The 23,185-nt window shown below is 60.0% G+C and carries 24 protein-coding genes and 1 riboswitch; of the genes, 17 read left to right on the forward strand and 7 right to left on the reverse strand.

Going from position 1 to position 23,185, the window contains the following annotated elements; translation table 11 throughout:
- The first annotated feature begins 127 nt into the window (after window positions 1-127).
- The 12 genes from G5332_RS12025 to G5332_RS12080 all read left to right on the forward strand — a co-directional run bounded on the left by G5332_RS12025 (window position 128) and on the right by G5332_RS12080 (window position 10,592).
- Window positions 128-922 (forward strand): AraC family transcriptional regulator, encoded by a 795-nt coding sequence (locus G5332_RS12025; RefSeq protein WP_167572381.1) that lies wholly within the window; start codon window positions 128-130, stop codon window positions 920-922.
- 167 nt (window positions 923-1,089) lie between these two features.
- Window positions 1,090-2,370 carry a GGDEF domain-containing protein gene (locus G5332_RS12030; RefSeq protein WP_167572380.1) on the forward strand — a complete coding sequence of 427 codons (1,281 nt, stop codon included), beginning with the start codon at window positions 1,090-1,092 and terminating at the stop codon, window positions 2,368-2,370.
- 35 nt (window positions 2,371-2,405) lie between these two features.
- Window positions 2,406-2,819, forward strand: coding sequence for a VOC family protein (locus tag G5332_RS12035; RefSeq protein WP_167572379.1), 414 nt, complete (start codon window positions 2,406-2,408; stop codon window positions 2,817-2,819).
- 101 nt (window positions 2,820-2,920) lie between these two features.
- Window positions 2,921-3,610, forward strand: coding sequence for a phosphate regulon transcriptional regulator PhoB (gene phoB, locus G5332_RS12040; RefSeq protein ID WP_026457670.1), 690 nt, complete (start codon window positions 2,921-2,923; stop codon window positions 3,608-3,610).
- An 8-nt stretch (window positions 3,611-3,618) separates the two neighbouring features.
- The gene (gene phoR, locus G5332_RS12045) at window positions 3,619-4,914 is read left to right on the forward strand and encodes a phosphate regulon sensor histidine kinase PhoR (protein ID WP_266134086.1); all 1,296 of its coding nucleotides are present in this window, start codon (window positions 3,619-3,621) and stop codon (window positions 4,912-4,914) included.
- Between the two features lie 178 nt (window positions 4,915-5,092).
- Complete coding sequence (locus G5332_RS12050; RefSeq protein WP_216951835.1) at window positions 5,093-6,067, forward strand: PstS family phosphate ABC transporter substrate-binding protein; 975 nt, start codon at window positions 5,093-5,095, stop codon at window positions 6,065-6,067.
- A gap of 181 nt (window positions 6,068-6,248) precedes the next feature.
- Entirely contained in the window at window positions 6,249-7,055 is an 807-nt protein-coding gene (locus tag G5332_RS12055; RefSeq protein ID WP_216951834.1) for a M48 family metallopeptidase, read from the forward strand.
- Complete coding sequence (locus G5332_RS12060; RefSeq protein ID WP_421249693.1) at window positions 7,043-7,549, forward strand: GNAT family N-acetyltransferase; 507 nt, start codon at window positions 7,043-7,045, stop codon at window positions 7,547-7,549. The genes G5332_RS12055 and G5332_RS12060 overlap by 13 nt, the downstream gene beginning before the upstream one ends.
- A 108-nt stretch (window positions 7,550-7,657) precedes the next feature.
- Window positions 7,658-8,560: an ROK family protein gene (locus G5332_RS12065; protein WP_139443243.1), complete on the forward strand. Its 903-nt coding sequence runs from the start codon at window positions 7,658-7,660 to the stop codon at window positions 8,558-8,560.
- Between the two features lie 41 nt (window positions 8,561-8,601).
- Window positions 8,602-9,327: a copper homeostasis protein CutC gene (locus tag G5332_RS12070; protein WP_421231275.1), complete on the forward strand. Its 726-nt coding sequence runs from the start codon at window positions 8,602-8,604 to the stop codon at window positions 9,325-9,327.
- Window positions 9,328-9,477: 150 nt separating this feature from the next.
- A complete protein-coding gene (locus G5332_RS12075) occupies window positions 9,478-10,089 on the forward strand; it encodes an FKBP-type peptidyl-prolyl cis-trans isomerase (RefSeq protein WP_005338405.1) in 612 nt (203 codons plus the stop codon).
- A 188-nt stretch (window positions 10,090-10,277) separates the two neighbouring features.
- Entirely contained in the window at window positions 10,278-10,592 is a 315-nt protein-coding gene (locus G5332_RS12080; RefSeq protein ID WP_005338404.1) for a DUF2845 domain-containing protein, read from the forward strand.
- A gap of 52 nt (window positions 10,593-10,644) precedes the next feature.
- Here the strand turns inward: G5332_RS12080 and G5332_RS12085 are convergent, their stop codons facing one another.
- The gene (locus G5332_RS12085) at window positions 10,645-10,863 is read right to left on the reverse strand and encodes a DUF1107 family protein (protein WP_005338403.1); all 219 of its coding nucleotides are present in this window, start codon (window positions 10,861-10,863) and stop codon (window positions 10,645-10,647) included.
- A gap of 203 nt (window positions 10,864-11,066) precedes the next feature.
- On the opposite strand from G5332_RS12085, the gene yfcD reads away from it, so the two are divergent.
- On the forward strand, window positions 11,067-11,549 hold the full coding sequence (gene yfcD, locus G5332_RS12090) for an NUDIX hydrolase YfcD (protein WP_047435956.1): 483 nt from the start codon (window positions 11,067-11,069) through the stop codon (window positions 11,547-11,549).
- Between the two features lie 83 nt (window positions 11,550-11,632).
- Here yfcD and G5332_RS12095 read toward each other — a convergent pair whose 3' ends face one another.
- Window positions 11,633-12,559, reverse strand: coding sequence for a phenylacetate--CoA ligase family protein (locus G5332_RS12095; RefSeq protein WP_216979277.1), 927 nt, complete (start codon window positions 12,557-12,559; stop codon window positions 11,633-11,635).
- Between the two features lie 126 nt (window positions 12,560-12,685).
- Here G5332_RS12095 and G5332_RS12100 point away from each other — a divergent pair, with 126 nt between their 5' ends.
- Both G5332_RS12100 and G5332_RS12105 read left to right on the forward strand, forming a co-directional pair.
- The gene (locus G5332_RS12100) at window positions 12,686-13,159 is read left to right on the forward strand and encodes a peroxiredoxin (RefSeq protein WP_100646526.1); all 474 of its coding nucleotides are present in this window, start codon (window positions 12,686-12,688) and stop codon (window positions 13,157-13,159) included.
- Between the two features lie 125 nt (window positions 13,160-13,284).
- Entirely contained in the window at window positions 13,285-14,253 is a 969-nt protein-coding gene (locus tag G5332_RS12105; RefSeq protein WP_421249692.1) for a calcium/sodium antiporter, read from the forward strand.
- Window positions 14,254-14,337: 84 nt separating this feature from the next.
- Here the strand turns inward: G5332_RS12105 and G5332_RS12110 are convergent, their stop codons facing one another.
- Window positions 14,338-15,504: a type III PLP-dependent enzyme gene (locus tag G5332_RS12110; RefSeq protein ID WP_216977247.1), complete on the reverse strand. Its 1,167-nt coding sequence runs from the start codon at window positions 15,502-15,504 to the stop codon at window positions 14,338-14,340.
- Window positions 15,505-16,011: 507 nt separating this feature from the next.
- Window positions 16,012-16,127: riboswitch (glycine riboswitch) on the forward strand.
- Between the two features lie 107 nt (window positions 16,128-16,234).
- Here G5332_RS12110 and G5332_RS12115 point away from each other — a divergent pair.
- On the forward strand, window positions 16,235-17,611 hold the full coding sequence (locus G5332_RS12115; RefSeq protein WP_069526299.1) for an alanine/glycine:cation symporter family protein: 1,377 nt from the start codon (window positions 16,235-16,237) through the stop codon (window positions 17,609-17,611).
- Between the two features lie 114 nt (window positions 17,612-17,725).
- Here G5332_RS12115 and G5332_RS12120 read toward each other — a convergent pair whose 3' ends face one another.
- Together G5332_RS12120 and G5332_RS12125 are read right to left on the reverse strand one after the other, a co-directional pair.
- Window positions 17,726-18,442 (reverse strand): lipoyl protein ligase domain-containing protein, encoded by a 717-nt coding sequence (locus G5332_RS12120; protein WP_421172540.1) that lies wholly within the window; start codon window positions 18,440-18,442, stop codon window positions 17,726-17,728.
- Window positions 18,443-18,541: 99 nt separating this feature from the next.
- Window positions 18,542-19,939, reverse strand: coding sequence for a nucleobase:cation symporter-2 family protein (locus G5332_RS12125; protein WP_040066712.1), 1,398 nt, complete (start codon window positions 19,937-19,939; stop codon window positions 18,542-18,544).
- 246 nt (window positions 19,940-20,185) lie between these two features.
- Between G5332_RS12125 and G5332_RS12130 the strand changes: the two genes are divergently transcribed.
- Window positions 20,186-21,307, forward strand: a complete 1,122-nt coding sequence (locus G5332_RS12130) for a GGDEF domain-containing protein (protein ID WP_421172541.1) — start codon at window positions 20,186-20,188, stop codon at window positions 21,305-21,307.
- Window positions 21,308-21,340: 33 nt separating this feature from the next.
- On the opposite strand, the gene G5332_RS12135 is transcribed toward G5332_RS12130, so the two are convergent.
- Both G5332_RS12135 and G5332_RS12140 read right to left on the reverse strand, forming a co-directional pair.
- A complete protein-coding gene (locus tag G5332_RS12135) occupies window positions 21,341-21,589 on the reverse strand; it encodes a YciN family protein (protein WP_005338382.1) in 249 nt (82 codons plus the stop codon).
- 123 nt (window positions 21,590-21,712) lie between these two features.
- Window positions 21,713-23,092, reverse strand: coding sequence for an MATE family efflux transporter (locus tag G5332_RS12140; RefSeq protein WP_407956428.1), 1,380 nt, complete (start codon window positions 23,090-23,092; stop codon window positions 21,713-21,715).
- Between the last annotated feature and the right edge of the window lie 93 nt (window positions 23,093-23,185).

Raw genomic sequence — 23,185 nt, forward strand, 5'->3', positions numbered from 1 at the left:
ACCTTATTCCGGCCCACACGGGCTGCGTCTGCCCGCAACTGATGGCTGCTTTTGACCTGTGCCGGAGACCGAGCCAACAGGGCGTTGCATCACGCCTGCTCCTCTCTCTCGCTGACAAGGGGCGCTGATGGCCACTCACCACTTTCAGCCGGTAGATGTCGTTCTGCCCGCTCCCAATCCGCTCTTTTTCAGTTACCAGCAGATGTTGGCCGACAGCGCGACCGTGCTGCACTCCCACCCCTGGGGCCAGCTCAACATGATCAGCCTGGGGATCATGGAGATAGAGCTGGGGGATCAGCGACTGGTGGCCCCTGCCGACTACCTGATCTGGGTACCGGCGGATCTCGACCACACCTCTTACAACGAGCAGACCCTCGACTACACCTCCATCTACGTCAGCCACGAGCTGGCGGCCAAGCTGCCGCCAGAGCCCAGATTGCTGCTGCTAACCCCACTTATTCGCGCCCTGCTGAGCGACTTTTGCGAACGGCGGGTGAGCCATATGGCGGATGAGTGGGATCAGCGTCAGGCCGAGTTGCTGGTGGAGCGGCTGGCGCGCACCCGTTGTCAGGAGAGCTACCTGCCGATGAGTCAGGACAAGCTGCTGGCTCCCATGCTGGCGGTGTTGCACAGCGATCCTGCCGATCCCCGTACTCTGGCCCAGTGGGCCGGACAACTGCACACCACAGAGCGCACCTTGTCGCGGCGCTGCCTGCGGGAGCTGGGGATGAGCTTCGGTCAGTGGCGGGCGCGGTTGCGGCTGCTCAAGGCGCTGGCCTGGCTCAAGGGCGACATGCCCATTCAGGAGATCAGCTGGCGGCTCGGTTACGGCTCCACCTCGGCCTTTATCGCCATGTTCAACCGGGAGCTGGGATGTTCACCCCAGCGTTATCGCCAGCAATCGGCAGAACGGGGGTTCTAATGGGAAAAAACGGGAGCGATGCAGTGTGAATGCCATGATAAGTAGCCTGTTTCTTGTCGTTACAGGGATTATCATAGAGCCCTGTTATCATGGGCCATCTGGCAGCAACGATCGGTTGTCTGCCGGAGTGAATGGCTGTGCCTTCATATTCAGGGGTTAGGGTAAGCATGATCGCGTCCGGTTCCCGTTTGGCCGAGTCACTATTCTGGTATCTGCTGGCGCTCACCGGTTGTGCCATCCTGCTGTTCGAGTTCGGGCCAGAGCGAGTTCTCGATATCAAGGAGTGGCCGCTCTCCATCACAGTGCAGCAGCCACGGGATGCTGGGCCGGGGGCGGTGCGCTATCACCCCTCGGCGGATGATCATCCCGGAGTGGTCTGTACGTTAACCGCCAATCCGGCCAGCTACCCAAGTTGCGGCCTTATCCTCACCCTGACCCCCCGTGACAAGGGGATTAATCTGACCCGTTTTGGCACACTTCATATCCGTTTGAGCGTAACCGGGGCTGGCGAGCAGGATTGGCGCTTGTATCTGCGCAACTACAATCCGGTCTATGACCGGGTTGATGAGCCTGAGCAATCCAAGTTCAACGAGATCATTTTTCGGCCGGCGGATTACGGCCGGGATCACGAGGTGCCACTGGATGTGTTTACCCCGGCGACCTGGTGGATCACCCGTTACAATGTGCCGTTGCAGCAGCAGGGGGCCAATCTGGATCGGGTTTATGCCATCGAGGTTATGGCTGGTTCAGATATGCCGCCCGGTAAGCATGGCGTGGTGATCGAAGCGCTGCAGTTTCACGGTAGCTGGCTCGATGCCACCCTCTTCTATCGGCTGATCCTGTTTGTCTGGTTTCTTTACGGTTGTACCGTTTTTCTGATCAACCACCTTTTGATGAAGCAGCGCTTGCAGCATGCCCATCAGGCCAAACTGGAGGCCGAGGCGCTCAACCGGACCTTGAGTGAAGAGAATCGCCGCTCCCGCGAGGAGGCCTGTTATGATGCCCTGACCGGCGCCCTCAACCGGCTCGGCGGTGAGCGACTGCTGCTCGAGATAGGTGAGCAGCCCTGCACTCTTGTCTATATCGATGTGGATCACTTCAAACAGATCAACGATAGCCATGGCCATCCGGTGGGAGACGAGGTGCTCAAACTGCTGGTCAGCGAGATCCTGCGCCACTGCGATCCCCTCTGCCATCTGGTGCGCTGGGGGGGAGAGGAGTTTGTGTTGGTCTGCCTTGATTACGATGAGTTGCGGGCGTGTATCCTGGCCGAGCGGCTGCGTACCCTGCTGGAGGCATCTCCCCATTGGCCGCTGGCCTTGCGGGTGACCGCTTCGTTCGGGGTGGCCGAGCGGGGGGGAGAGCCATGGGAATGCGTACTCAAACGTGCCGACGAGGCGCTCTATCAGGCCAAGACGCAGGGACGCAACCGGGTAGTGGCGCATTGAGGGCGGTAGCATGACATGTTAAAGACGAGAGCAAGATGACCAGACAATCTATTGGTGCCCTGACCCTGCTGGTGGCCGACTATGACGAGGCTATCGCCTTTTTCACCGAGGGGCTGGGGTTTGCGCTGCTGGAAGATACCCGGCTCGACGAACCGGGCAAACCGGGCAAACGCTGGGTGCGGGTTGCTCCCGCTGGCAGCTCGGGTTCCTCGTTGCTGCTGGCGCGGGCTGCGACCCCGGAGCAGCTGGCCGCCATTGGCAAACAGGGTGGCGGACGGGTATTTCTGTTCCTCGAGACCGATGACTTCTGGCGGGATTACCGGCGGATGCAGCAGTATGGTGTCCATTTTTGTGAACAGCCTCGACAGGAGTCCTACGGCACCGTGGTAGTGTTCGAGGATATCAGTGGCAACCGCTGGGACCTGCTGCAACGCGCTGCTGCCAACTGAATCTGAAAACGTTTATCATCCCGCCTGTCATAAAGTCATAAAAGTGTCACAGAAAATTCTAATAATTGGCGCACCCATCTTCACAGAGGAGAGAGAAGGGAATGGCTAAGCGAATTCTGGTGGTCGAGGACGAAGCACCGATCCGCGAAATGCTCTGTTTCGTGCTGGAGCAGAAGGGGTATGAGACGATTGAAGCGGAAGATTTCGCCGACGGACTGGCGAAGGTGCGTGAACCCTACCCGGAACTGATCGTGCTGGACTGGATGATGCCAGGCGGCAGTGGCATCCAGTTTATCAAACAGCTCAAGCAGGATGAGGTGACCCGCCAGATCCCGGTGGTGATGCTCACCGCCCGCGGTGAGGAGGAGGACAAGGTGCGTGGTCTGGAGGCCGGTGCCGACGACTATATCACCAAGCCGTTCTCGCCCAAGGAGCTCACCGCTCGCCTCCATGCGGTGATGCGCCGAGTCTCCCCCACCTCGGTAGACGAGGTGATCGAGGTGCAGGGGCTCAAGCTGGACCCCGTCTCCCACCGGGTCAGTGCCGAGGAGAAGGCGCTCGACATGGGGCCGACCGAATTCAAGCTGCTGCATTTCTTCATGACTCACCCCGAGCGGGTCTATAGCCGTGAGCAGTTGCTCAACAATGTCTGGGGTACCAATGTGTACGTCGAGGACAGAACCGTGGATGTGCATATTCGGCGCCTGCGCAAGGCGATTGAAGAGACAGGGCACGACAGATTGATCCAGACGGTGCGTGGAGCCGGATACCGCTTCTCAACCCGTCTCTAGAGGCAGTTATGTTGCAACCTTACGCCTGGCGGCGACAGTTGTGGCGAATGGCGTTTTTCTACGCCCCCTTCGCATTGGTTGGCTGGTTGATTGATCATCTTGCCCTCTGCCTGTTGGTGGCGGCAGTGTTGCATCTGGGCTGGCATTACCGTTTTCAGAAGCGGCTGTCTGATTGGCTGTGGCACGACCGCAGCCTGGTACCACCTAACGGCAGTGGCAGCTGGGAGCACATTTTCAACGGGATCTACAAATTGCAACAGCGTCACCGGGCTCGGCGGCGCGAGCTGGCGGGGCTGATCCGCCGCTTTCGGGAGGGGGCCGAGGCGCTGCCCGATGCGGCCGTGGTGTTTCGCGAAGATGGCAGCATCCTCTGGTGCAACCGGCTGGCAGAGCAACTGCTCGGTTTCCGCTGGCCGGAAGATGCAGGTCAGCACATTGGCAACCTGATCCGCCATCCTGCCTTTGCCGCCTATCTGGGGAAGGGGAGCTATGATGAACCACTGGAGATGACTTCTCCGATCAACGAAGAGAAGTTTCTCGAGTTTCGCATTATGCCCTACGCCTCCGATCAGGCGATGCTGGTGGTACGCGATGTCACCCGCCTGCGCAGTCTGGAGAAGACCCGCAAGCACTTTGTCTCCAATGTCTCCCACGAGCTGCGCACTCCGCTCACCGTGCTCAAGGGCTATCTGGAGATGACTGAAGATCCGCCCCCGCCTGCCATGTGGGCCAAGGCGCACCGGGTGATGATGGAGCAGACCATCCGGATGGACAATTTGGTCAACCAGCTGCTCACCCTGTCGCGCATCGAGGCGGCACCGACCGTTGATCTCTCCCATCTGGTGGACATACCTGCCATGCTCGGACTGCTGGAGCAGGAGGCGCGGGCGCTCTCGGGCGAACGGGCCCACCAGATCGAATTCATGGTGCAGCCAGACCTGTTTGTGCGCGGGGATAAGGAGCAGCTGCGCAGCGCCGTCTCCAATCTGGTCTACAACGCCATCCACTACACACCGGCAGGGCGCAAGATCAGCGTGGAGTGGCGCAAGCAGGGGGCAATGGCGCTGTTTGCCGTGAGGGATGAGGGGGAGGGGATTGCCCCCGAGCATCTGGCGCGGCTGACCGAACGGTTCTATCGGGTCGACAAGGCCCGCTCCCGCCACACCGGTGGCTCCGGACTCGGCCTTGCCATCGTCAAGCATGCCCTCAGTCATCATGACTGTCAGCTCGAGATTGAAAGTCGTGTCGGCCTTGGCAGTCGCTTCAGCTTCATGATACCGGCTCGTATGGTGGTGTTAAAATAGCCTTTTATGACAATGGGTTAGTAAATTCGAGAGGGCCACAATGCGGGCCCTCTCTGCATTTGTGCAACTTTGTTGTCATGTCATTAAAGTGTCACATTTAATCCATAAATTTGTCACTGCCAGGTCAGATACTGGCGCCGTCTTAAGAACGGACCTTCTGTAACTTTGGAGAGATTGGATGAAACTCAACAAACTGGCTGGTGTAATCGGATTTACCGCAGCAACCCTGTTTTCTGCCAGCACCCTGGCCTATGGTGTCGACAAGGATCTGCCGGATTACACTCCGACCAGCGGTATCTCAGGCAACCTGTCCTCTGTCGGCTCTGATACTCTGGCCAACATGATGACCCTGTGGGCAGAAGAATTTAAGCGTGTCTACCCCAACGTCAATGTCCAGATCCAGGCTGCCGGCTCTTCTACCGCACCGACCGCCCTGACCGAAGGGGTTGCCCAGTTTGGTCCCATGAGCCGCGCCATGAAGGCCGGTGAAATCGAAGCGTTCGAGAAGCGTTATGGCTACAAGCCGACCGCTATCCGCGTTGCCGTCGATGCCCTGGCGGTATTCGTCAACAAGGACAACCCCATCAAGGGGCTGACCATGCAGCAGGTTGATGCCGTTTTCTCCAGCACACTCAAGTGCGGCGAAGCCAAGGCGGCTACCAAGTGGTCTGATCTGGGTCTGGATGGCAGCTGGTCCGGCAAGGATCTGCAACTGTTCGGTCGCAACTCGGTATCCGGCACCTACGGTTACTTCAAGGAGCACGCGCTCTGTAATGGTGACTTCAAGAGCGGTGTGAACGAGCAGCCGGGTTCCGCCTCCGTGGTGCAGTCTGTTTCCGCTTCCCTCAACAGTATCGGTTACTCCGGTATTGGTTACGTTACCTCCGGCGTTCGTGCCATTCCGCTCTCCAAGGATGGCAAGACCTTTGTCGATGCGACTGCCGATAATGCCATCACCGGCAAATATCCGCTGTCACGCTTCCTGTACGTTTACGTGAACAAGCATCCGAACAAGCCGCTCTCTCCGATGGAGCAGGAGTTCGTCAAGATGATGCTCTCCAAGGCGGGCCAGAACATCGTTGCCAAAGATGGCTACGTACCGGTACCGGCCAAGGTGGTGCAGGCGGATCTGAAAAAGCTGGGCATCATGTAACCGCTTGCTGCCAGCATCTACTGATAAAACGAGCCCCAATCGGGCTCGTTTTGTTTTTGGTGACTGTCAGTTCTGTTAATAGCGCTGGATGGATGTTTTTCCGCCAGCCGGGGGCAGGTTCCCTTGCGTAGCAGGGCTGCATTTCCGAGAATAGGGCAACGTTATGGCAAAGGATCCCTTCATGATTGCGTCCCTCTCCAAGTTTGGCCTGGTAGCCCTCTGTAGTTCCCTGCTGGTCGCCTGCGCCCAGTCGCCGACTGGCCGCAGCCAGATGCTGCTCTACTCCCCCCAGCAGATGAACCAGCTTGGTGCCGACTCCTTCGAGCATATGAAAAAGCAGGAGAAGGTGAGCAAGGATGCCAAACTCAACGCCTATGTCTCCTGTGTCGCCAAGGCGGTGACCGCCCAGGTGCCGGCCAGCTATGGCATCACCAATTGGGAAGTGGTGGTGTTTGACTCCAAGCAGGTCAACGCCTTCGCCCTGCCCGGCGGCAAGATCGGGGTCTACAGCGGCCTGCTCAAGGTGGCCAAGAATCAGGATCAGCTGGCGACCGTCATCGGTCACGAGTTGACTCACGTGCTGGCCCAGCACTCCAACGAGCGACTCTCACGCAGCCAGTTGGCGGGGATCGGTCTGGCGGCTGCGGACATTGCCATGGGCACCAGCGAGTATCGCGGCGCCACCATGGCCGCCCTTGGCCTCGGGGTTGAGGTCGGAGTGATGCTGCCCTATGGCCGTACTCAGGAGAGCGAAGCGGATCGGCTCGGGCTTGAGCTGATGGCGCGCGCCGGATTCAATCCGGCCGAGGCGATCCCCCTGTGGCAAAACATGAGTGCCGCTGCCGGTGGCAACACCCCGCCGCAACTGCTCTCCACCCACCCGAGCAACGAGAACCGGATCGCCGAGTTGCAGGCGCAACAGGCGCAAGTGCTGCCGCTCTATGAGCAGGCCCGCGCCAACGGTCTGGTGCCCCAATGCAAGGCATAAGCCTGCGCATGGCGCGCAGCGACGATGCCGCCGCCATGACGGTGATGCAGCGAGCCAGTTGGCTCGCTGCCTATGGCCAGGTGCTTGGTGCCGACCTGCTGGAGCAGCTGGACGTTACCGCCCATCTGCAGATCTGGCAGAGCCGTCTGGCCGAGCCGGGCCCAAGGCCCATGCTGCTTTGTCTCGATGAGGTAGTGATAGGCCTGCTCTACTGGCAACCACAGCAGGAAGCGGAGCAGAGCAGCGCCCTGATCCGCGCTTTTTACCTCCATCCCGACCACTGGCGACAAGGCTATGGCAAACGGCTGTGGCAGGCGGTGGCGATGCAGATGCGCCACGCCGGTTGCCATAGCGTCAAATTGTGGCTGCTCGATGGCAACCACATTGGCGAGGGGTTCTACCTGCGCCGCGGCTTTGTCTTTGATGGCGAAGAGCGCACCCTGATAAGCCTCGGGCAGCCCTGCCTGCAGCGACAAATGAGCCGTTTGCTCTGATCACTCTCCCGTTTTTCGCCTTTGGTCACTTTATTTTTTTTGCGAATTAATACAATGTCCCCCTTGAAACAGAGTTGGATAAACACGGGCTGACAAGGGAGTGCTGGTATGTATTACGGCTTTGATATCGGTGGCACCAAGATCGCCTTCGCGGTCTATGACGGTGCATTGAACCTCTGCCACGAGGAGCGCATGAGTACCCCGGGCAACGATTACGAGGGGTTGCAGCAGCTGATCCGCTCCCGGGTCGAGCAGGCAGATGCCCGCTTCGGCGCTCGGGGCTCGGTCGGTATCGGTTTCCCCGGTGTCATCAACAGCCAGGATCACAGCATAGTGGCGGCCAATCTGCCCTCCATCAATGGTCGCCATCTGGGCGCCGATCTGGCCGAGCTGCTGGAGCGGCCGGTCAAGGTGGATAACGACGCCAACTGCTTCCTCTGGTCCGAAGTGCATCAGGGTGCCGCCGACGGCGCAGGCAGTGCGCTTGGTGTCACCATCGGCACCGGCATCGGCGGCGCCGTTTATCTGGCGGGCAAGCTTATTCAGGGGCGCAACTGGCTGGCTGGCGAGATTGGTCACTACCCCTTGCCCGCGACCATGCTGATGAAGTACCCCGAGTTGCCCCGTCCCCGTTGCGGCTGCGGCCGTTTGGTCTGTTTTGAAACCTATGCCTCCGGCACCGGTCTGGAGCGTCTCTATCACCATTTCCATGGCCAGCGCGCCACGGGTCACCAGATTGTGGGACGCTTCGAGGCCCATGAACCCCATGCGGTCGAGACGGTCGACTGCTGGCTGGAGGTCATGGCCGCCGGGCTTGCCACCGCCATTTCGGTGATTGATCCCGAAGTGGTGGTGTTGGGGGGCGGCCTGAGCGGCCTGCCCGCCCTCTATGAACAGCTGCCGCTGCGTCTGCCCGGTCACTTGCTGCCCGGGGTCGCCCTGCCCGAGATCCGCCAGGCTCGCTTCGGCGGTGCCGGTGGTGTGCGCGGCGCAGCCTTGCTCAATCTATGAGATCAGATGTGGGGTCTGATCTCCCCGAAAAAGGAGTCCTCATGACCCGTCTTGAAATCTGTATCGACAACCTGGAATCCCTGTTTACCGCCCAGCAATCCGGGGCGGATCGCATCGAGCTCTGCTCTGCGCTGGGGCTGGGCGGTCTGACCCCCTCCTACGGCTTTATGCAACTGGCTGCCCGCCACGCCACCGTGCCGGTGTACGCCATGATCCGCCCGCGCGCCGGGGATTTTTGCTTCAACGACGGCGAGTTCGAGATGATGCTGCAAGATATCGCGGCGGCAAGCGCTGCGGGGCTGCAAGGGGTGGTGGTCGGTCTGCTGGATGAGGAGGGGCGGGTGCCTGCCGCCAAGCTCAAACAGCTGGTGGATGCAGCAGGATCGTTGGGGGTTACCTTCCATCGCGCCATCGACCTCTCCTCCGACTGGCGTCTGGATCTGGAGACCATAGTCGCGGCCGGCTGCGAGCGTATTCTGAGCTCGGGCCACGCCGCAACCGCGCTGGCTGGGCTCGAGACCCTGCAGGAGATGCAGCAGGCGCTGGCGGGACGTGCCAGCCTGATGCCGGGGGCCGGGGTCAATGCCGACAACGTGCGTACCATCATCGAGTTCACCGGGGTGAGCGAAGTGCATATGTCCGGCATGGGCTGGCGCGGTGGCATGGTGCCGCACGGAGTGAATATGGGCACTTCGGATGATGGTCGGGTCAATATCACCGATGGCGCCAAGGTGGCTGCGGTCAGAGCCTTGCTGGATCGCGGTTAAGCAGATCGCCGCCGTTGGGCGGCGTTCATCCGCATCTTGTGTGAAGTTCCTCCCACTGACGGGGAAATCAGGGGCACCCCCGGCAGCACCCCGGCTAAAAGTCTGATATCATCCCGCCTCTTTACTACATGGATCTGGAGCAACATCTCAATGTCCCAATACGACTCTATCGAACAGAAGGCCAGCTATGGCATCGGCCGTAACATGGGTGATCAGCTGGCGCAGCAAGCCTTCGCCGGTCTGGATATCCCGGCCCTGCAACAAGGTCTGGCAGATGCCCTGAATGGTCTGGAGTTCGCGGTCAGCCGTGACGATATCAATGATGCCTTCCAGGTGATCACTGCGCGTATGCAAGAAGAGCAGGAAGCCGCCGCCAAGGCCGCCGCTGCTGACGGCGAAGCCTTCCTGGCTGACAACGCCAAGCGCGCTGAAGTGAAGGTGACCGACTCCGGTCTGCAGTACGAAGTGCTGGTAGAAGGCAACGGTGCCGTTCCGGTAGCCGGTCAGTCCGTGCGTGTGCACTACCACGGTACCTTCACCCACGGTGGCGTATTCGACAGCTCCGTCGCTCGCGGCCAGCCGGCTGAATTCCCGGTGACCGGCGTGATCGCTGGCTGGGTTGAAGCGCTGCAGCTGATGCCGGTTGGTTCCAAATGGAAGCTCTACATCCCCCACGATCTGGCCTACGGTGCCCGTGGCGCGGGCTCCATCCCGCCTTACTCTGCACTGGTATTTGAAGTCGAGCTGCTGGACATCCTGTGATCCTGCTGGCTTGATGCAAACGGCGACCCTCGGGTCGCCGTTTGTTTTTGGGCTATGTGATAGACAGCATTTGTCTCGACCAGCGGGCTGGAGAGCAGAAAAGGGCGGCACTTTTGCGCTTTTTACTGGTTTTTTCAGAAACCGGAACAGGCATACTGCGACTCATTAGAGAGGATAAGGAGAACCCGATGAGCAAGAAGATGAAGAAAGTAGCGGGGCTTGCTCTGTTGCTGCTGAGCATTCCGGCCAGTGCTGATGCCATGCGCTGCAAGAACGCCCTGATCACCGAGGGAGACACCACCGCCGAGATGCTGCTCAAGTGCGGTGAGCCGATGTTGCGTGAAGAGCTCAACCGCAACGAGGAGAACCAGTTTGGCAACATGGTGCAGGTCAAATATGGTGAACGCTGGACCTACAACTTCGGCAAGAACGAGTTCATGCGCTTTGTGACGGTGCGCAACGGCATCATTACCGATATCGAAAACGGCCCGCGCGGCCAGTAGCCGGCGGGCAAAGCATGGATGCACAACAGACAGTAGGGCAAGACCCTTTGACTCACATGTCCGGCAAGGGGTCGCGGTGACCAAGTTGTCTGACCGCCAGATTGATCTGGCGAGCCAGTCTTAGCCGCTGGCGGCAGGTCAGGCCATGGAGGCTGATCCTGCCCGCGTTGAATTCAAATGTCCCCAGCGACTCGATGGCAAAATAGCCTCGATGAAAGCTCTTGATGTAGCGAGCGATCTGCCGTGGGGATAACTGCTTGAATACCTTCATCACACGGTTCCCTGATTGCCTGGACAGGGCACACTATGGTGTCGGTCGATGACACTGATATGACGGTTTATAAAGATTTGCATGAATCCTTATTTTGCCAGTGAGCTCGGCAAATTGACGGCATCATCGAAAAAGTTGTGCCATGACAAACCACCGCACCGATATACTGCGGGCTTGAATGGAACAAATAAAAGGGCCTGTGCGTGGAATGGGTTGATGTGGTGGACGAGGATAACCGGGTGATTGGCGTGGCCGAGCGAGCCAAGGTGCGGCGGGAGAATCTCTGCCATCGCGCCAGCTATATTCTGGTGCTCGACGACGCGGATCGGATCCTGGTGCAGCGACGCACCCTCAGCAAGGATTTCTGCCCCGGCATGCTGGATGCCTGCGCCGGTGGCGTGGTCACCACCGGTGAGGAGATGGAGCGCTCCGCCCGCCGCGAGCTGGCCGAAGAGCTGGGGATTATGGATGTTCCTCTGCAAGGCTTTGGCAGCTTTTATGCGGAAGGGGAGGGCTACCGGGTCTGGGGTGGCCTCTTCAGTTGCCGTTATCAGGGGCCGCTGCAGTTGCAGGCCGAAGAGGTGAGCGCGGTGCACTGGATGAGCCTGGCCGAGATCGCGGAGCGTGCCAGCGAATTTACCCCCGACTCCCTGCTCGCCATCGCCACTTGGCAGGCGAGACGCTGACAAGCGCCGCACATTTTCTTCGCCAGAGAGAAGACGGGCAGCCTGATGGCTGCCCGTCTGCATTTGTGAATTTACTTGGCCTGCTACACCAGTTTTAGGCGCCGGTTGGAGCGACCGCACGGGCTTGGCGTCGTGAGCCAGTGCCCCTGCCAGTCGGTGACGAGGCGCAGCAATGGATACTCCAGGTCAAGCCTAGTCAGCACCAGCTGGCCGGTCTCGTCGCCGCTCACCGGCTCGCCGCTGGCGGGATCGATGATCTCGATGATGCAACTCTCGCTCACAATAAATCCCTCTCCTGGTCGGCTCTCGTAAGCCACCACCCCCACATCCTGCCACACCAGACAGTTGAGGGCTGCAATGCCGTGAATGGCGCGCAGCGGCGCGGTTTCCGGGTGAGTGGCTTCACACAGCAGGGCGCGGCGCAGTGAGTCGGTCGGGATGTCGGCCGCTTCGGCCGCTTCCAGCAGATCGAGCAGGGTCACCAGCGGACCGACGTAGCCGGTGGGTTGATAGCGCAGCAGCGCCTCCAGTTGGCGCTGGGTATCGTGGGGCCCGCAAGGTACCACGGGGGCACCCAGCTGTCGGGCACCGTTATCGAAGATAAAGGCGGTGGGGCCGGCATGATAGTCGTGGCCATTGAGTATTACCTCACCCGGCTTGAAGCCGGCGGCAAACAGTGCTCGAGCGGCCCCCCACCAGTCTGCTCCCGCATACTCGGGGATGGCCAGCTGGCCCGGACAGGAGAAGACCCGCAACGCCTGACTGGCGGGGCGGCCGGTGAGTCCGGCGAACGGAGGGTGAGCCTGCTGGGCGGCAAACAGCTCTTTGCTGTCGAGCAGTGGCAGGGTGGCCAGCTCTGCCAGATCCTCGAGGCGGCACTGGCGATAGACGCTGGAGTAACCGGCGCAATATTGACTGACATGGGTAAGCTGATGATTGAGCTGCTCCAGCTGCTGTTGTTCGCGCAAGGCGGGGGGGCGAATTTCCAGTCCATCGTAATAGTGCTGCATGAGGCTTCCTTGGTCGGCTGATCCTGCTCAAGGTTAGTTCAAATGATCCCGGCAAAGGGAGGTCTGTGTCACAGCTCGGCAGTGGGGTAAACTGGGGCCTCCTCCCTCCACTTAAGGACGAGCACAATGATTGCGATGGGTCAGACTCTGCCTTCGGGCGAATTTACCTTTATCACCGCCGAGGGCAAGCAGCTGCGGGATAGCCAGACGCTGTTCGCCGGTAAAAAAGTAGTGCTGTTTGCCGTGCCCGGTGCTTTTACTCCCACCTGCTCCAATGCCCACCTGCCCGGTTATGTGGTGCTGGCCGATCAGTTTATGGCCAAAGGGGTGGATGCCATCTGCTGTCTGTCGGTCAACGATGCTTTCGTGATGCGGGCCTGGCAGACGGCCCAGAATGCCGAGGCGATCACCATGCTGGCGGATGGCGACGGCAGCTGGACCCGGGCGTTGGGTCTGGCCAAGGATACCGGCGCCTTTGGAGGTATCCGCGCCCAGCGCTTTGCGTTGATCGCCAACGATGGCGTGGTCGAGCAGCTGTTTGTGGAGGCGCCTGGCAAGTTTGAGGTCTCCGATGCCGCGAGTCTGCTGGCTGTGCTGTGAAATGTTAATCGCAGTTTGATTTTCCCTTGAAATGGGAGGCTGGCTCGTTACACTGGCGCCACTTTTGAATTGGGTCAGGAGCTTGTCCTGACTCTGTTGCTTACTGGCGATGAGATGGAGATGTTATGACCCTGGCTGTTGTTGCCCTGATTGCCGGACTGGCGCTGCTGGTCTGGAGTGCTGACAAGTTTGTGGATGGTGCTGCGGCGACCGCCCGTTATGCGGGGATGCCACCGCTGCTGATCGGCATGGTGATCATCGGTTTTGGTACATCGGCCCCTGAGATGGTGGTCTCGGCGCTGGCGGCGTCACAGGGCAATCCCGGGTTGGCGCTTGGTAATGCCTATGGCTCCAACATCACCAATATCGCGCTGATCCTGGGGCTGACGGCACTGATCAGCCCTATCGCGGTGGCCTCTCAGGTAGTGCGCAAGGAGATCCCCATCCTGCTCGGTATTACCCTGCTCTCAGGTGCCCTGCTGATTGATGGTCATCTGGGCCGGATGGATGCGGTCATTCTGGGGGCCGTCTTCGTTGCCCTGATGGGCTGGTCGATCTGGGCTGGCATGAATGGCAAGGGAGATGCGCTGGATACCGAGACCGCCGAGGATATCGAGAGCGAGGGGATGTCCATCAAGAGCGCCGTTTTCTGGCTGGTGGCCGGGCTGGTGCTGCTGATCGGTGCTTCCCGCCTGTTGGTCTGGGGGGCGGTGACCATCGCTCAGGCGCTTGGTATCAGCGATCTGGTGATTGGTCTCACCATAGTCGCGATAGGAACCTCCCTGCCGGAGCTGGCCTCGTCTCTCATCGCCATTCGCAAGAACGAGCATGATCTGGCCCTTGGCAACGTGCTGGGCTCCAACCTGTTCAACACCCTGGCGGTGGTGGGGATCGCGGCGGGTATTCATCCGTTGGATGTGGCGCCGGAAGTGCTCTCCCGCGACTGGAGCATCATGATGGGGCTGACCCTGCTGCTGCTGGTGATGTGTCTGGGCCGCAAGGGGCAGGGCCGCATCAACCGGTTGGAGGGGGGCGTGCTGCTCACCTGCTTCGTCGCCTACACCGGCTGGCTGCTGACCAGTCAGTTTATCTGATAGGGGTTGGTGAAATGAGAGAGGGGGAAGCTCAAGCTTCCCCCTCTTGTTTTTGCCCAGTGAACCTGTTGGCGAGCGGTGTGCTCAGGCTACTGCCACCAGCTTCTGCCCCTTCTGGCTGCTGTCCAGAATGAGGATGCTGGCCTTGGGAAAGAAGTTGAAGGTGGAGGCGGAGGCCCAGGTGTAGGCGCCCATCACCTTGCCAACCACCAACTCGCCGATAGCCAGATCCGGCAGCATGATGCCATCGCGGATCACATCCACGCTGTCGCAGGTGGGGCCGGAGAGCACCGAGTTGTGCTGCTCGCTACAGGCATAAGGCGTGCTCACCGGATAGGTGACGTGGTCATAGAGCTGGCCGTTGTAGCTGCCGTAGAGACCGTCATCCAGGTAGTACCAGATCTTGTCGCCACGGTGGGCCTTGCCCATCACGCTTGATACCGAAGTCATGGCCGGCGCGCTGATAAAGCGGCCCGGTTCGGCAATCTTCTGCACGGTAGCGGGCAGCTTGGCCAGTGCTTCGCGGATCGGCGCGCAGAAGCCGTCGATATCGAACTCGCCCCCCTCATAATCCACCGGGAAACCGCCGCCGATATCCAGCACCCAGGGCTTGAGCCCGAGCGCCCAGGCTTGTTCCATGATCTCGCGGCACGCGTCGATGGCCTGCACATGGCGACGGGCATGAGGCACTTGCGAGCCGACGTGAAACGACAGCCCCATCACCTTGATCCCCTTGGCGTGAGCCAGTTGCAGCAGCGGCAGCGCCTGCTCCGGGGTGCAGCCGAACTTCTTGGAGAGATCGACCTTGGTCTCGGGGTTCGGGAAGCTGACCCGCAGCAGCAGTTTCACTTCGTCCTTGTAGGGAATGAACTTTTCCAGCTCCAGCGGGTTGTCGTAGACAAACACGGTGCAGCCGAACTCCAGCGCGTAACGGATATCGCTGTCGCGCTTGATGGGATGGGTATGAATGCAACGTCCCGGGCGAACCCCCTGACTGCGCACCAGATCCACTTCGCCATTGGTGGCCAGATCGAAACAGGCCCCCTCTTCCTTCAAGACAGAGACCACCGCCTCATGGGGCAGGGGTTTGAGTGCATAGTGCAATCGTACATCGGGCAGGGCGGCGGCCAGTGCCCGATACTGTTTGCGGACGGCTGCCTTGTCGAGCAGCAGCAGGGGGGAGCCGAATTGTTCAACCAGCTGACGGTAATCTTGTGCGACCACATCTTTTGCAACCAGGGTCTCGTTCATTCTCTTTTGGTCATCCTTAGGGGGCGTGATATGCCCAAGCCATATGCGATTGAACCGGCGACGGCCGGGTCAGGCGAGCGGTCCGGTGGGACCAACCGAACACAGTGCATAAATTGATGGCAAAGTGCTTGGTTATGCAGCGGATTATCGGCTTATTGATTCTGTGTGCAAGCATTTTGATTGGATATGTCGGCAAGATTTTCTTGGCGAAACGAGAGGGATCACTGTTCTCTATCCGCCATTTTTCCCGTTTGGGCCACATTTGATCCGTGAGCGCCTAACTTGTTGATAGTTAACTAACATTTAACATTCTTGCCGCGGTTCTGGCGGTCACTAAAAAAATATAAATGGGGGCGGCCAAGTGCGAGACAGCTCACATTTTTTGGATTAACATGCCGACTTCCTAATCCAAACTAGTTCGGATGAAGGTAGCAGGAGAGCGATGGGCAACCATCCACCGAAGAAGTGAATCTTTCAGGTACCGGGCAACCGGTGTGGACTGCTACTGGACGATACTCTGGAGAGACCCGTTAAATCGGGCGCCGAAGGAGCAAGGCACCATGACTACCCGCAAGGGCAGGCTGGCGCCGGAAACTCTCAGGCAAAAGGACAGAGGGGATGGGATGGTTGTACCTGGGCTTGGCCCGCATCCGATCGCCTCTGGCCGATCGCGACACCTATGGGAAGATCATCCTTCTCCTCCTTAATTTCTGTTTCTTAAGGAGGATGCATGTCATCAATTCAATCGGCGTTAACCGCCATCGATAGCTTTATCTGGGGGCCGCCCCTGCTGATCCTGCTGGTCGGGACCGGTATCTATCTCACCCTGCGTCTGGGTCTGCTTCAGGTCGTGCGCTTGCCGCTCGCTCTGCGGCTGGTCTTTGGTCGCGATCAGGGGCAGGGCAAGCAGGGGGATGTCTCCAGCTTCGGTGCTCTCTGTACCGCTCTCTCTGCCACCATTGGTACCGGCAACATCGTCGGGGTGGCTACCGCCATCAAGCTGGGGGGCCCGGGTGCCCTGTTCTGGATGTGGATGGCGGCGCTGTTCGGCATGGCCACCAAGTACGCCGAGTGTCTGCTGGCGGTGAAATATCGTGAGCAGGATGCCAACGGCCAGATGGCGGGTGGTCCCATGTATTATCTGGAGAAGGGACTCGGTTCCAAGTCGCTCGCCAAGCTGTTTGCCCTGTTCGGCATCGGCGTGGCTTTCTTCGGGATCGGTACCTTCCCGCAGGTCAATGCTATCTCCGATGCCATGAGCCTCTCCTTCTCGGTGCCCCGTGAAGCGACCGCCGTGGTGCTGACCCTGATCGTGGCGCTGGTGACCCTGGGGGGGATCAAGTCCATCTCCAGCGTGTCGAGCAAGGTGGTGCCCTTCATGGCTATCTTCTACATCGTCGCCTGTCTGGGCGTGCTGGTGAACAACGCCAGCGCCCTGCCCGATGCCGTCATGCTGGTTATCGAGAGTGCCTTCACCGGCCATGCGGCGACCGGCGGCTTCGTCGGTGCCAGCATCATGCTGGCAATCCAGTCCGGGGTGGCGCGCGGGGTCTTCTCCAACGAGTCAGGTCTGGGCTCTGCACCCATCGCGGCGGCGGCGGCCAAGACTGACTCTTGCGTGGAGCAGGGGCTGGTCTCCATGACAGGTACCTTCATCGACACCATCATCATCTGCACCATGACCGGCCTGACCCTGGTGGTCACCGGCGTGTGGAGTGGCGATGCAAGCGGCGCTGCCATGACCAGTCTGGCCTTTGCCCAGGGGCTTGATGCCCATGTTGGCCAGTATCTGGTGAGCATTGGCCTGCTGTTCTTCGCCTTTACCACCATCCTTGGCTGGAACTACTACGGCGAGCGCTGCACCGAGTACCTGTTCGGGGTGAAGGCAATCAAGCCCTATCGTCTGGTCTATCTGGCGCTGGTGGCGAGCGGTGCTTTCCTCCATCTGGATATGATTTGGCTGCTGGCCGATATCGTTAACGGCCTGATGGCGGTGCCCAACCTCATCGGCCTGATTGGTCTGCGCCATGTGGTGATCGCCGAGACCCGCGCCTACTTTAGCCGGGATCTGGATAGCGAAGCCGAGCCGGAGCCGCAGACGGCCTGAATGCCTCAGCCCGTTTCACGCTCCCATTGAAAAGAACAAGCCACGACTCCGGTCGTGGCTTTTTTGTGCGTTGTGTCTAAGGATGGGGACTATCCCTCTCCCTTCGGGATAAGGTCAGGATGAGGGGGATAGCCCCTCGCTCAGCAGGCTATCCAGACGTGCTCGCACTTTCTCTACCAGTGCCTGATCGCTACCGTGCCAATCGATGCAGCTTGCTAGCGTGGTGGAGGTTCCCGCCATAAAACGCAGCTCGCCGCCCGCCAGCTCGTAGAAGCGGCTCGCCATCCTGGTTCCCTCATCCACATCACCCGCCACCAGCAGCATGGCTTGCGCCAGCACGGCGCCCTGGTGATCCTGCCCCGGCGCCAGCCAGCGCTGGGCAGTGCCGGTGATCTTGCGTCCCCCGATCACCAGATTGTACTGACCATCGCAAAAGGAGCCGGGCACGAAGTCATAGCTTCCCTCAAGGCCGTACTCTGCCAGCAGGGTCAGTAGCGGCGTCCCCAGCAGCCGGTAGTAGTGGGCGAGGTCTGTGGTCGTGCGGGGCAGCAGCAGGGATAGGTTGAGGATCCCTGCCCCGTGGGGCACGGCGGTACCGCCGCTGTCGCGCACATGTACCGGCCAGCCTTCATCTGCAAGTTGCTGGCAGGCGGCTTCGTAACGGGGGAGGCGGGTATCCTTGCGAGTGACAATCAGGCATTGGGGCGCCTGCCAGAGGTGAGCGCGGGGCTGGCCGTCATGGGCACAGTCGCGCAACCAGCGCTGCTCTTGCGCCAGTATCTGTACGGGTGAAGCGGTATTGGATAGGGGGGAGAGCAGGCGATAGGGCATGGCGGCATCCTCAAAAAAGGCTGCCCAGCACACTACCCGTGGCGACTGGCAAGGTAAAGCCCCGCAGTGCGGGGCTGTTGGCTATCGGTAGGCGGTGTCTCAGGAGTGACGCGCTTCGCGCTTGGGCAGCAGCAGGTTGAGCACGATGGCGGTAATGCCACCGGTGGCGACGCCGTAGGAGAGCACGCTCTTGGCCAGCTCCGGCAGGTGTTGCAGCACTTCCGGCACCTGCGCGACTCCCAGCCCCATGGCCAGCGACACTGCCAGGATCATCAGGGCGCGGCGATCCAGCTCCTCGCGGGCAATGATGCGCACGCCAGCGGCGGCGATGGTGCCGAACATCACGATAGTGGCGCCCCCCAGCACGGGCTCGGGGATCTGCTGCACCAGACTGGCGACCGCCGGGAACAGGCCGAGCAGCGCCAGCATGGCGGCGATAAAGAGCCCGACGTGGCGGCTGGCGACGCCGGTCAGCTGAATAACGCCGTTATTCTGGGCGAAGGTGGACATGGGGAAGGTGGAGAAAACCGCTGCCAGCATGGAGTTGGCGCCATCGGCCAGCACGCCGCCTTTGATCCGCTCCATATAGACAGGCCCTTCCAGTGGCTCGCCGGAGATATCCGAGGTGGCGGTCATGTCGCCGATCGCTTCGAGCGCCGTCACCACGAAGATGATGGCGAGCGGCACGAACAGCTGCCAGTCAAAGCCGAGACCGTAGTGGAGCGGAATGGGCACCATCACCAGTGGGCCGTCGAAGGTGGGGGCGCTCACTTTGCCCAACAGCAGGGCCACGGCATAGCCCGCCAGCATGGCGATCATGATGGCGGAGAGGCGCAACCAGGGGTTGCGACTGCGTTGCAGCAACACGATAAGGCCGAGCACCAGCAGGGAGAGGAAGAGGTTGGTGTGACTGGCGAAGCTGCCATCAGAGAGGGCTGCATAGCCGCCGCCCATGCTGATCAGGCCCACTTTGATCAGGGTCAGACCGATCAGCAGCACCACTATGCCGGTGACCAGCGGGGTGATGATCCGTTTCACCAGATGGAGGAAGCGGCTCATCACCACGATAGTGAGTGCGGCAACCATCATGGTGCCAAACAATGTGCCCAACAGATCCTCGGTGGGCATGGCGGCCTGCTTGAGGGCGAGACCGGAGGCAATGATGGGGCCGAGGAAGTTGAAGCTGGTGCCCTGTACCGAGAGCAGGCCGGAACCGATGGGGCCGAAGCGGCGGGTTTGAATGAAGGAGGCGATGCCGGACATGACCAGCGACATGGAGACGATATAACGGGTGTCGGCGGCAGGGAGGCCGAGGGCATTGGCGATAATCAGGGGCGGGGTAATGATGGCGACAAACATGGCGAGCATATGCTGCAGGGCGGCGAACAGCGTCTGGGGCAGAGGCGGGACATCCTCTATGCCATAGACCAGTTCGCTATGGGCTCGCCTGGGTGGATGTGCCTCTCGATTGGCGCGTGTGACAGCAGCCTGTTCCATAAGTACCTCGAATTGTGTGGGGAGGGGGAGAAAATTGGGCGCTATTGTAGTGATTGAAATGAGGCTGACCAGCGCTAATTATGCAAAAAAAGGTTTATTTTTTGATGGGTTGAAACGTTTGCGCGCTGCGATTATCATCTGTCGGTTTGTGTGACCGACCTCTCCTTTTTATTCTCCCCGCTAATGACATTTTTACCACTTTGTAGGTGTAGAATGAGCCCTCAGTATTCATCGTGGAGACTCTGGATGCTCAAGTTGTCAGAGTTCTGGAGTGCGAGGGTTCACTCCGAAGACTTTACTCGTACTCGCATGGGCTTTATGACGGTGCGTTTGCGCCTGCTGACCTGCCTGCTGATGCTTGGATTGCCCGCCTGGGCCGTGGTGGATTGGTTGACCTTGCCCGCCGTTCATTTCGAGCAGCTATTCCAGGCAAGGATCTTCTGCACCCTGGCGCTCTCGCCACTTATTCCGCTCTCGTACCTCATCCACTTCAAGCGAGAGCGAATGAAGCTGGCCCTTGGCTACCTGATGGCCGTGATGATGCTCTTCTCCCTCTTTTGCCTGAACAGCTTTGGCGTAGGACAGGAGTTGCAGGCGGGCTATGCGGCCTTTCCCTATCTGCTGATCACCCTGTTTGCCATCTTCCCCATCCCCCTCTCCCTCGGTTTGCAACTGGCAGGCGTGGTACTGGTGACCATGCTGCTGGGCCACTGGCTGCTGGTGGGCCAGAGCATCTGGAGTCAGGCCACCCTGAATCAGGTGTGGGTGCTCGGCATGTTTACCATGGCCAGTTGCTGGGTGCAGTGCGGCCAACTCAACATGCTGCTGCGGCTCTATCGGGAATCGACCACCGATGAGCTGACCGGCATGATGAACCGCCGCCTGCTGATGAAGCAGCTGGAGCAGGCCAGAATCCGGCTGCAACTCAAGAAGAAGTCCTTTGCGGTGATGCTGCTGGATCTCGATCGCTTCAAGCGGATCAACGATATCTACGGCCATCTGGCGGGGGATGCGGTGCTCAAGGAGGTGGCTACCACCCTGGGCGAGCAGCTGGAGCCTGACATGGTGCTGGGGCGCTATGGCGGCGAAGAGTTTGCCATCCTGATGCACAACTGCGCCGATCCGGCACTGGCGAGCAAAATGGCTGAGCGGCTGCGCATTGCCGTCGAGGCGCGGCTGGTGAAGAGCCCCACCTCGGACGAATTGCTGGAGGTGACGGTGAGTATCGGGATTGCCATGGCTCGTTCCGATGACACCATCGATATTCTGATCAACCGTGCCGACGAGTGTCTCTATCAGGCCAAGATGGCGGGACGCAACTGCGTGGTGGTCGAGGGGCAGAACCGCGCAAAAACAGATGCCGCCTGAGGGCGGCATCCTGTTGGCAATGTGCTGGCTAGATCAGGCCAGCTTGTACTTGCCGGAGAGTTGCTGGGCCAGCAGCTTGAACATGTTGAAGACCGCCATGGTCTTGCCGGTCGGGGTGCCATCTTCGGCCAGGAAATACTCCCCCTTGAACACCAGAATATCCCCCTTCTGCTCCACCGAATCGGCGCGCATACCGTGGATGAAGTCTTCATGCTCTTTAATGATCTTGTTGGCCATCTCAAGCAGGGCCGTCTCGGTGATCAGCTCTTTCTGTGGTTGCATGCTCGTCTCCTTAAACGACTACTGGACAGGGAAATCGTGGATCCCTGCCTCTGATTGAAGAGGCGCCCAGCATACTGCAAACAGGGTTTTTCTGTCATTGATATGACCCCGATTTGTGGCTGTTTATCCGATCACCAGATTCTTCAACCAGCAGCGCTGGCGAATACGGCGCTGCACCAGCAACACCTTGCTGAGCTCCTCCAGCAAGACCACCGCCACCACCCAAGAGAGGGGCCAGCCGAGCAGCGTGACCGCCACCCAGGCGAGCGGGATGCCGATGCACCACATGCCGACGATGTCGATAAAGATGCTGTAGTTAACATCGCCGCCAGAGCGCAGCACCCCGATGATCCCCACCATGTTGAACACCTTGAGCAGCATCCCGAGACACATGATGCCGAGCACCTGACCCGCCTCCGTCATCAGCCCAAGGGGCAGGTTGCCGACCCACTGCAACAGGTTGGCTTGCAGCAGCCAGACGATGATCCCCACCAGTAGCGCGCCAATCGGTGCCAGCAGCAGGAACAGCTGGGAGTGCTGCCAGGCGACCTCGTACTCCTCGGCCCCGAGCCGGTGGCCGAGCAGGGTGGAGCAGGCCACCGCCAGTCCGAAGAAGAGGGAGATAAGGATGCTCTCCAGGGTGCCGAGTGTGGTCATGATGGCCAGCGAATCGGTGCCAAGATGGGCATAGAGAAAGCCGTAAATCAGCATGCCGAAGGCCCATAGGCCGTCGTGGAACAGCAGCGGCAGGGCGATCAGGGTAAAGCGCACCACCTCCTTGCGCTTGAAGGCGGCCAGCCAGTCTGGTGCGCGCGGGATCAGGCGCGCTTCATAACGCTTTACGTAGAGCAGCAGCAGGGCTGTCTGCAGCAGCCGGGAAATGGTGGTGCCCCAGGCCGAACCGGCCACCCCCATTGCCTCGAAGCCGAAGTGACCGAAGATGAGGGCGTAGTTGAGGATGACGTTGGCGATGATGGCGATAATGCCGATCCGGGTCGGCGCGGCGGCATTGCCCACCGAGCGCAGGGCTGATTCCAGCGGCACCACGATGGCGGTACAGAGGATGGTGGCGCCGGTGATCATCAAGAATTGATCCGCCAGTGCCCGCAGCGCCGGATCCTGACTGGCAAAGCCGAGCACGCTGCCCGGTGATAACACATAGATGAAGGCAAAGGGCAGGGTGACCAGCAGGGCGCCCACTATGGCCAGCGCCAAGGAGCGGCGTACCCCGGCCATCTCCCCGCGCCCGAAGTATTGTGCTGCCAATACCGAGACCCCGCCCGCGAGGCCCGCTATCACCAGCAGATTGAAGAAGAAGACCCGGTTACCCAAGCCGACCGCCGCCACAGCTGTGGTACCAAGCTGGCTCACCATCATGATATCGATGAGGCCAAGCAGGGAGAACATCATGGATTGCAGCGAGACGGGCAGGGCCAGTCGCCACAATCGGGTCATGAACTCGCGATCGGTGGTTTGTTTTAAAATCGCTTGCCAATAATTCATAGTTGTTAACCGGGTATGAGAAAAGCAAGGGTTGTCAGGGGTATGATAGGGACTAGCGAGGCTCTTCTCACTGTGAGTAGCTCTCGATTTTCT

The organism is Aeromonas sp. 603757, assembly GCF_049171255.1.
Classification (GTDB): Bacteria; Pseudomonadota; Gammaproteobacteria; order Enterobacterales; family Aeromonadaceae; genus Aeromonas; species Aeromonas veronii_A.

What these genes read in the sequence shown, in the direction of transcription:
- G5332_RS12055 (WP_216951834.1), top strand. Translation starts at nt 6,249, where the DNA reads ATGATTGCGTCCCTCTCCAAGTTTGGCCTGGTAGCCCTCTGTAGTTCC.
- G5332_RS12140 (WP_407956428.1), bottom strand. Translation starts at nt 23,092, where the DNA reads ATGAATTATTGGCAAGCGATTTTAAAACAAACCACCGATCGCGAGTTC.
- G5332_RS12115 (WP_069526299.1), top strand. Translation starts at nt 16,235, where the DNA reads ATGTCATCAATTCAATCGGCGTTAACCGCCATCGATAGCTTTATCTGG.
- G5332_RS12125 (WP_040066712.1), bottom strand. Translation starts at nt 19,939, where the DNA reads ATGGAACAGGCTGCTGTCACACGCGCCAATCGAGAGGCACATCCACCC.
- G5332_RS12050 (WP_216951835.1), top strand. Translation starts at nt 5,093, where the DNA reads ATGAAACTCAACAAACTGGCTGGTGTAATCGGATTTACCGCAGCAACC.
- G5332_RS12060 (WP_421249693.1), top strand. Translation starts at nt 7,043, where the DNA reads ATGCAAGGCATAAGCCTGCGCATGGCGCGCAGCGACGATGCCGCCGCC.
- G5332_RS12075 (WP_005338405.1), top strand. Translation starts at nt 9,478, where the DNA reads ATGTCCCAATACGACTCTATCGAACAGAAGGCCAGCTATGGCATCGGC.
- G5332_RS12080 (WP_005338404.1), top strand. Translation starts at nt 10,278, where the DNA reads ATGAGCAAGAAGATGAAGAAAGTAGCGGGGCTTGCTCTGTTGCTGCTG.
- G5332_RS12110 (WP_216977247.1), bottom strand. Translation starts at nt 15,504, where the DNA reads ATGAACGAGACCCTGGTTGCAAAAGATGTGGTCGCACAAGATTACCGT.
- G5332_RS12100 (WP_100646526.1), top strand. Translation starts at nt 12,686, where the DNA reads ATGATTGCGATGGGTCAGACTCTGCCTTCGGGCGAATTTACCTTTATC.
- phoB (WP_026457670.1), top strand. Translation starts at nt 2,921, where the DNA reads ATGGCTAAGCGAATTCTGGTGGTCGAGGACGAAGCACCGATCCGCGAA.
- G5332_RS12105 (WP_421249692.1), top strand. Translation starts at nt 13,285, where the DNA reads ATGACCCTGGCTGTTGTTGCCCTGATTGCCGGACTGGCGCTGCTGGTC.
- G5332_RS12095 (WP_216979277.1), bottom strand. Translation starts at nt 12,559, where the DNA reads ATGCAGCACTATTACGATGGACTGGAAATTCGCCCCCCCGCCTTGCGC.
- G5332_RS12030 (WP_167572380.1), top strand. Translation starts at nt 1,090, where the DNA reads ATGATCGCGTCCGGTTCCCGTTTGGCCGAGTCACTATTCTGGTATCTG.
- G5332_RS12135 (WP_005338382.1), bottom strand. Translation starts at nt 21,589, where the DNA reads ATGCAACCACAGAAAGAGCTGATCACCGAGACGGCCCTGCTTGAGATG.
- G5332_RS12070 (WP_421231275.1), top strand. Translation starts at nt 8,602, where the DNA reads ATGACCCGTCTTGAAATCTGTATCGACAACCTGGAATCCCTGTTTACC.
- G5332_RS12085 (WP_005338403.1), bottom strand. Translation starts at nt 10,863, where the DNA reads ATGAAGGTATTCAAGCAGTTATCCCCACGGCAGATCGCTCGCTACATC.
- G5332_RS12035 (WP_167572379.1), top strand. Translation starts at nt 2,406, where the DNA reads ATGACCAGACAATCTATTGGTGCCCTGACCCTGCTGGTGGCCGACTAT.
- G5332_RS12120 (WP_421172540.1), bottom strand. Translation starts at nt 18,442, where the DNA reads ATGCCCTATCGCCTGCTCTCCCCCCTATCCAATACCGCTTCACCCGTA.
- G5332_RS12130 (WP_421172541.1), top strand. Translation starts at nt 20,186, where the DNA reads ATGCTCAAGTTGTCAGAGTTCTGGAGTGCGAGGGTTCACTCCGAAGAC.
- G5332_RS12065 (WP_139443243.1), top strand. Translation starts at nt 7,658, where the DNA reads ATGTATTACGGCTTTGATATCGGTGGCACCAAGATCGCCTTCGCGGTC.
- G5332_RS12025 (WP_167572381.1), top strand. Translation starts at nt 128, where the DNA reads ATGGCCACTCACCACTTTCAGCCGGTAGATGTCGTTCTGCCCGCTCCC.
- phoR (WP_266134086.1), top strand. Translation starts at nt 3,619, where the DNA reads ATGTTGCAACCTTACGCCTGGCGGCGACAGTTGTGGCGAATGGCGTTT.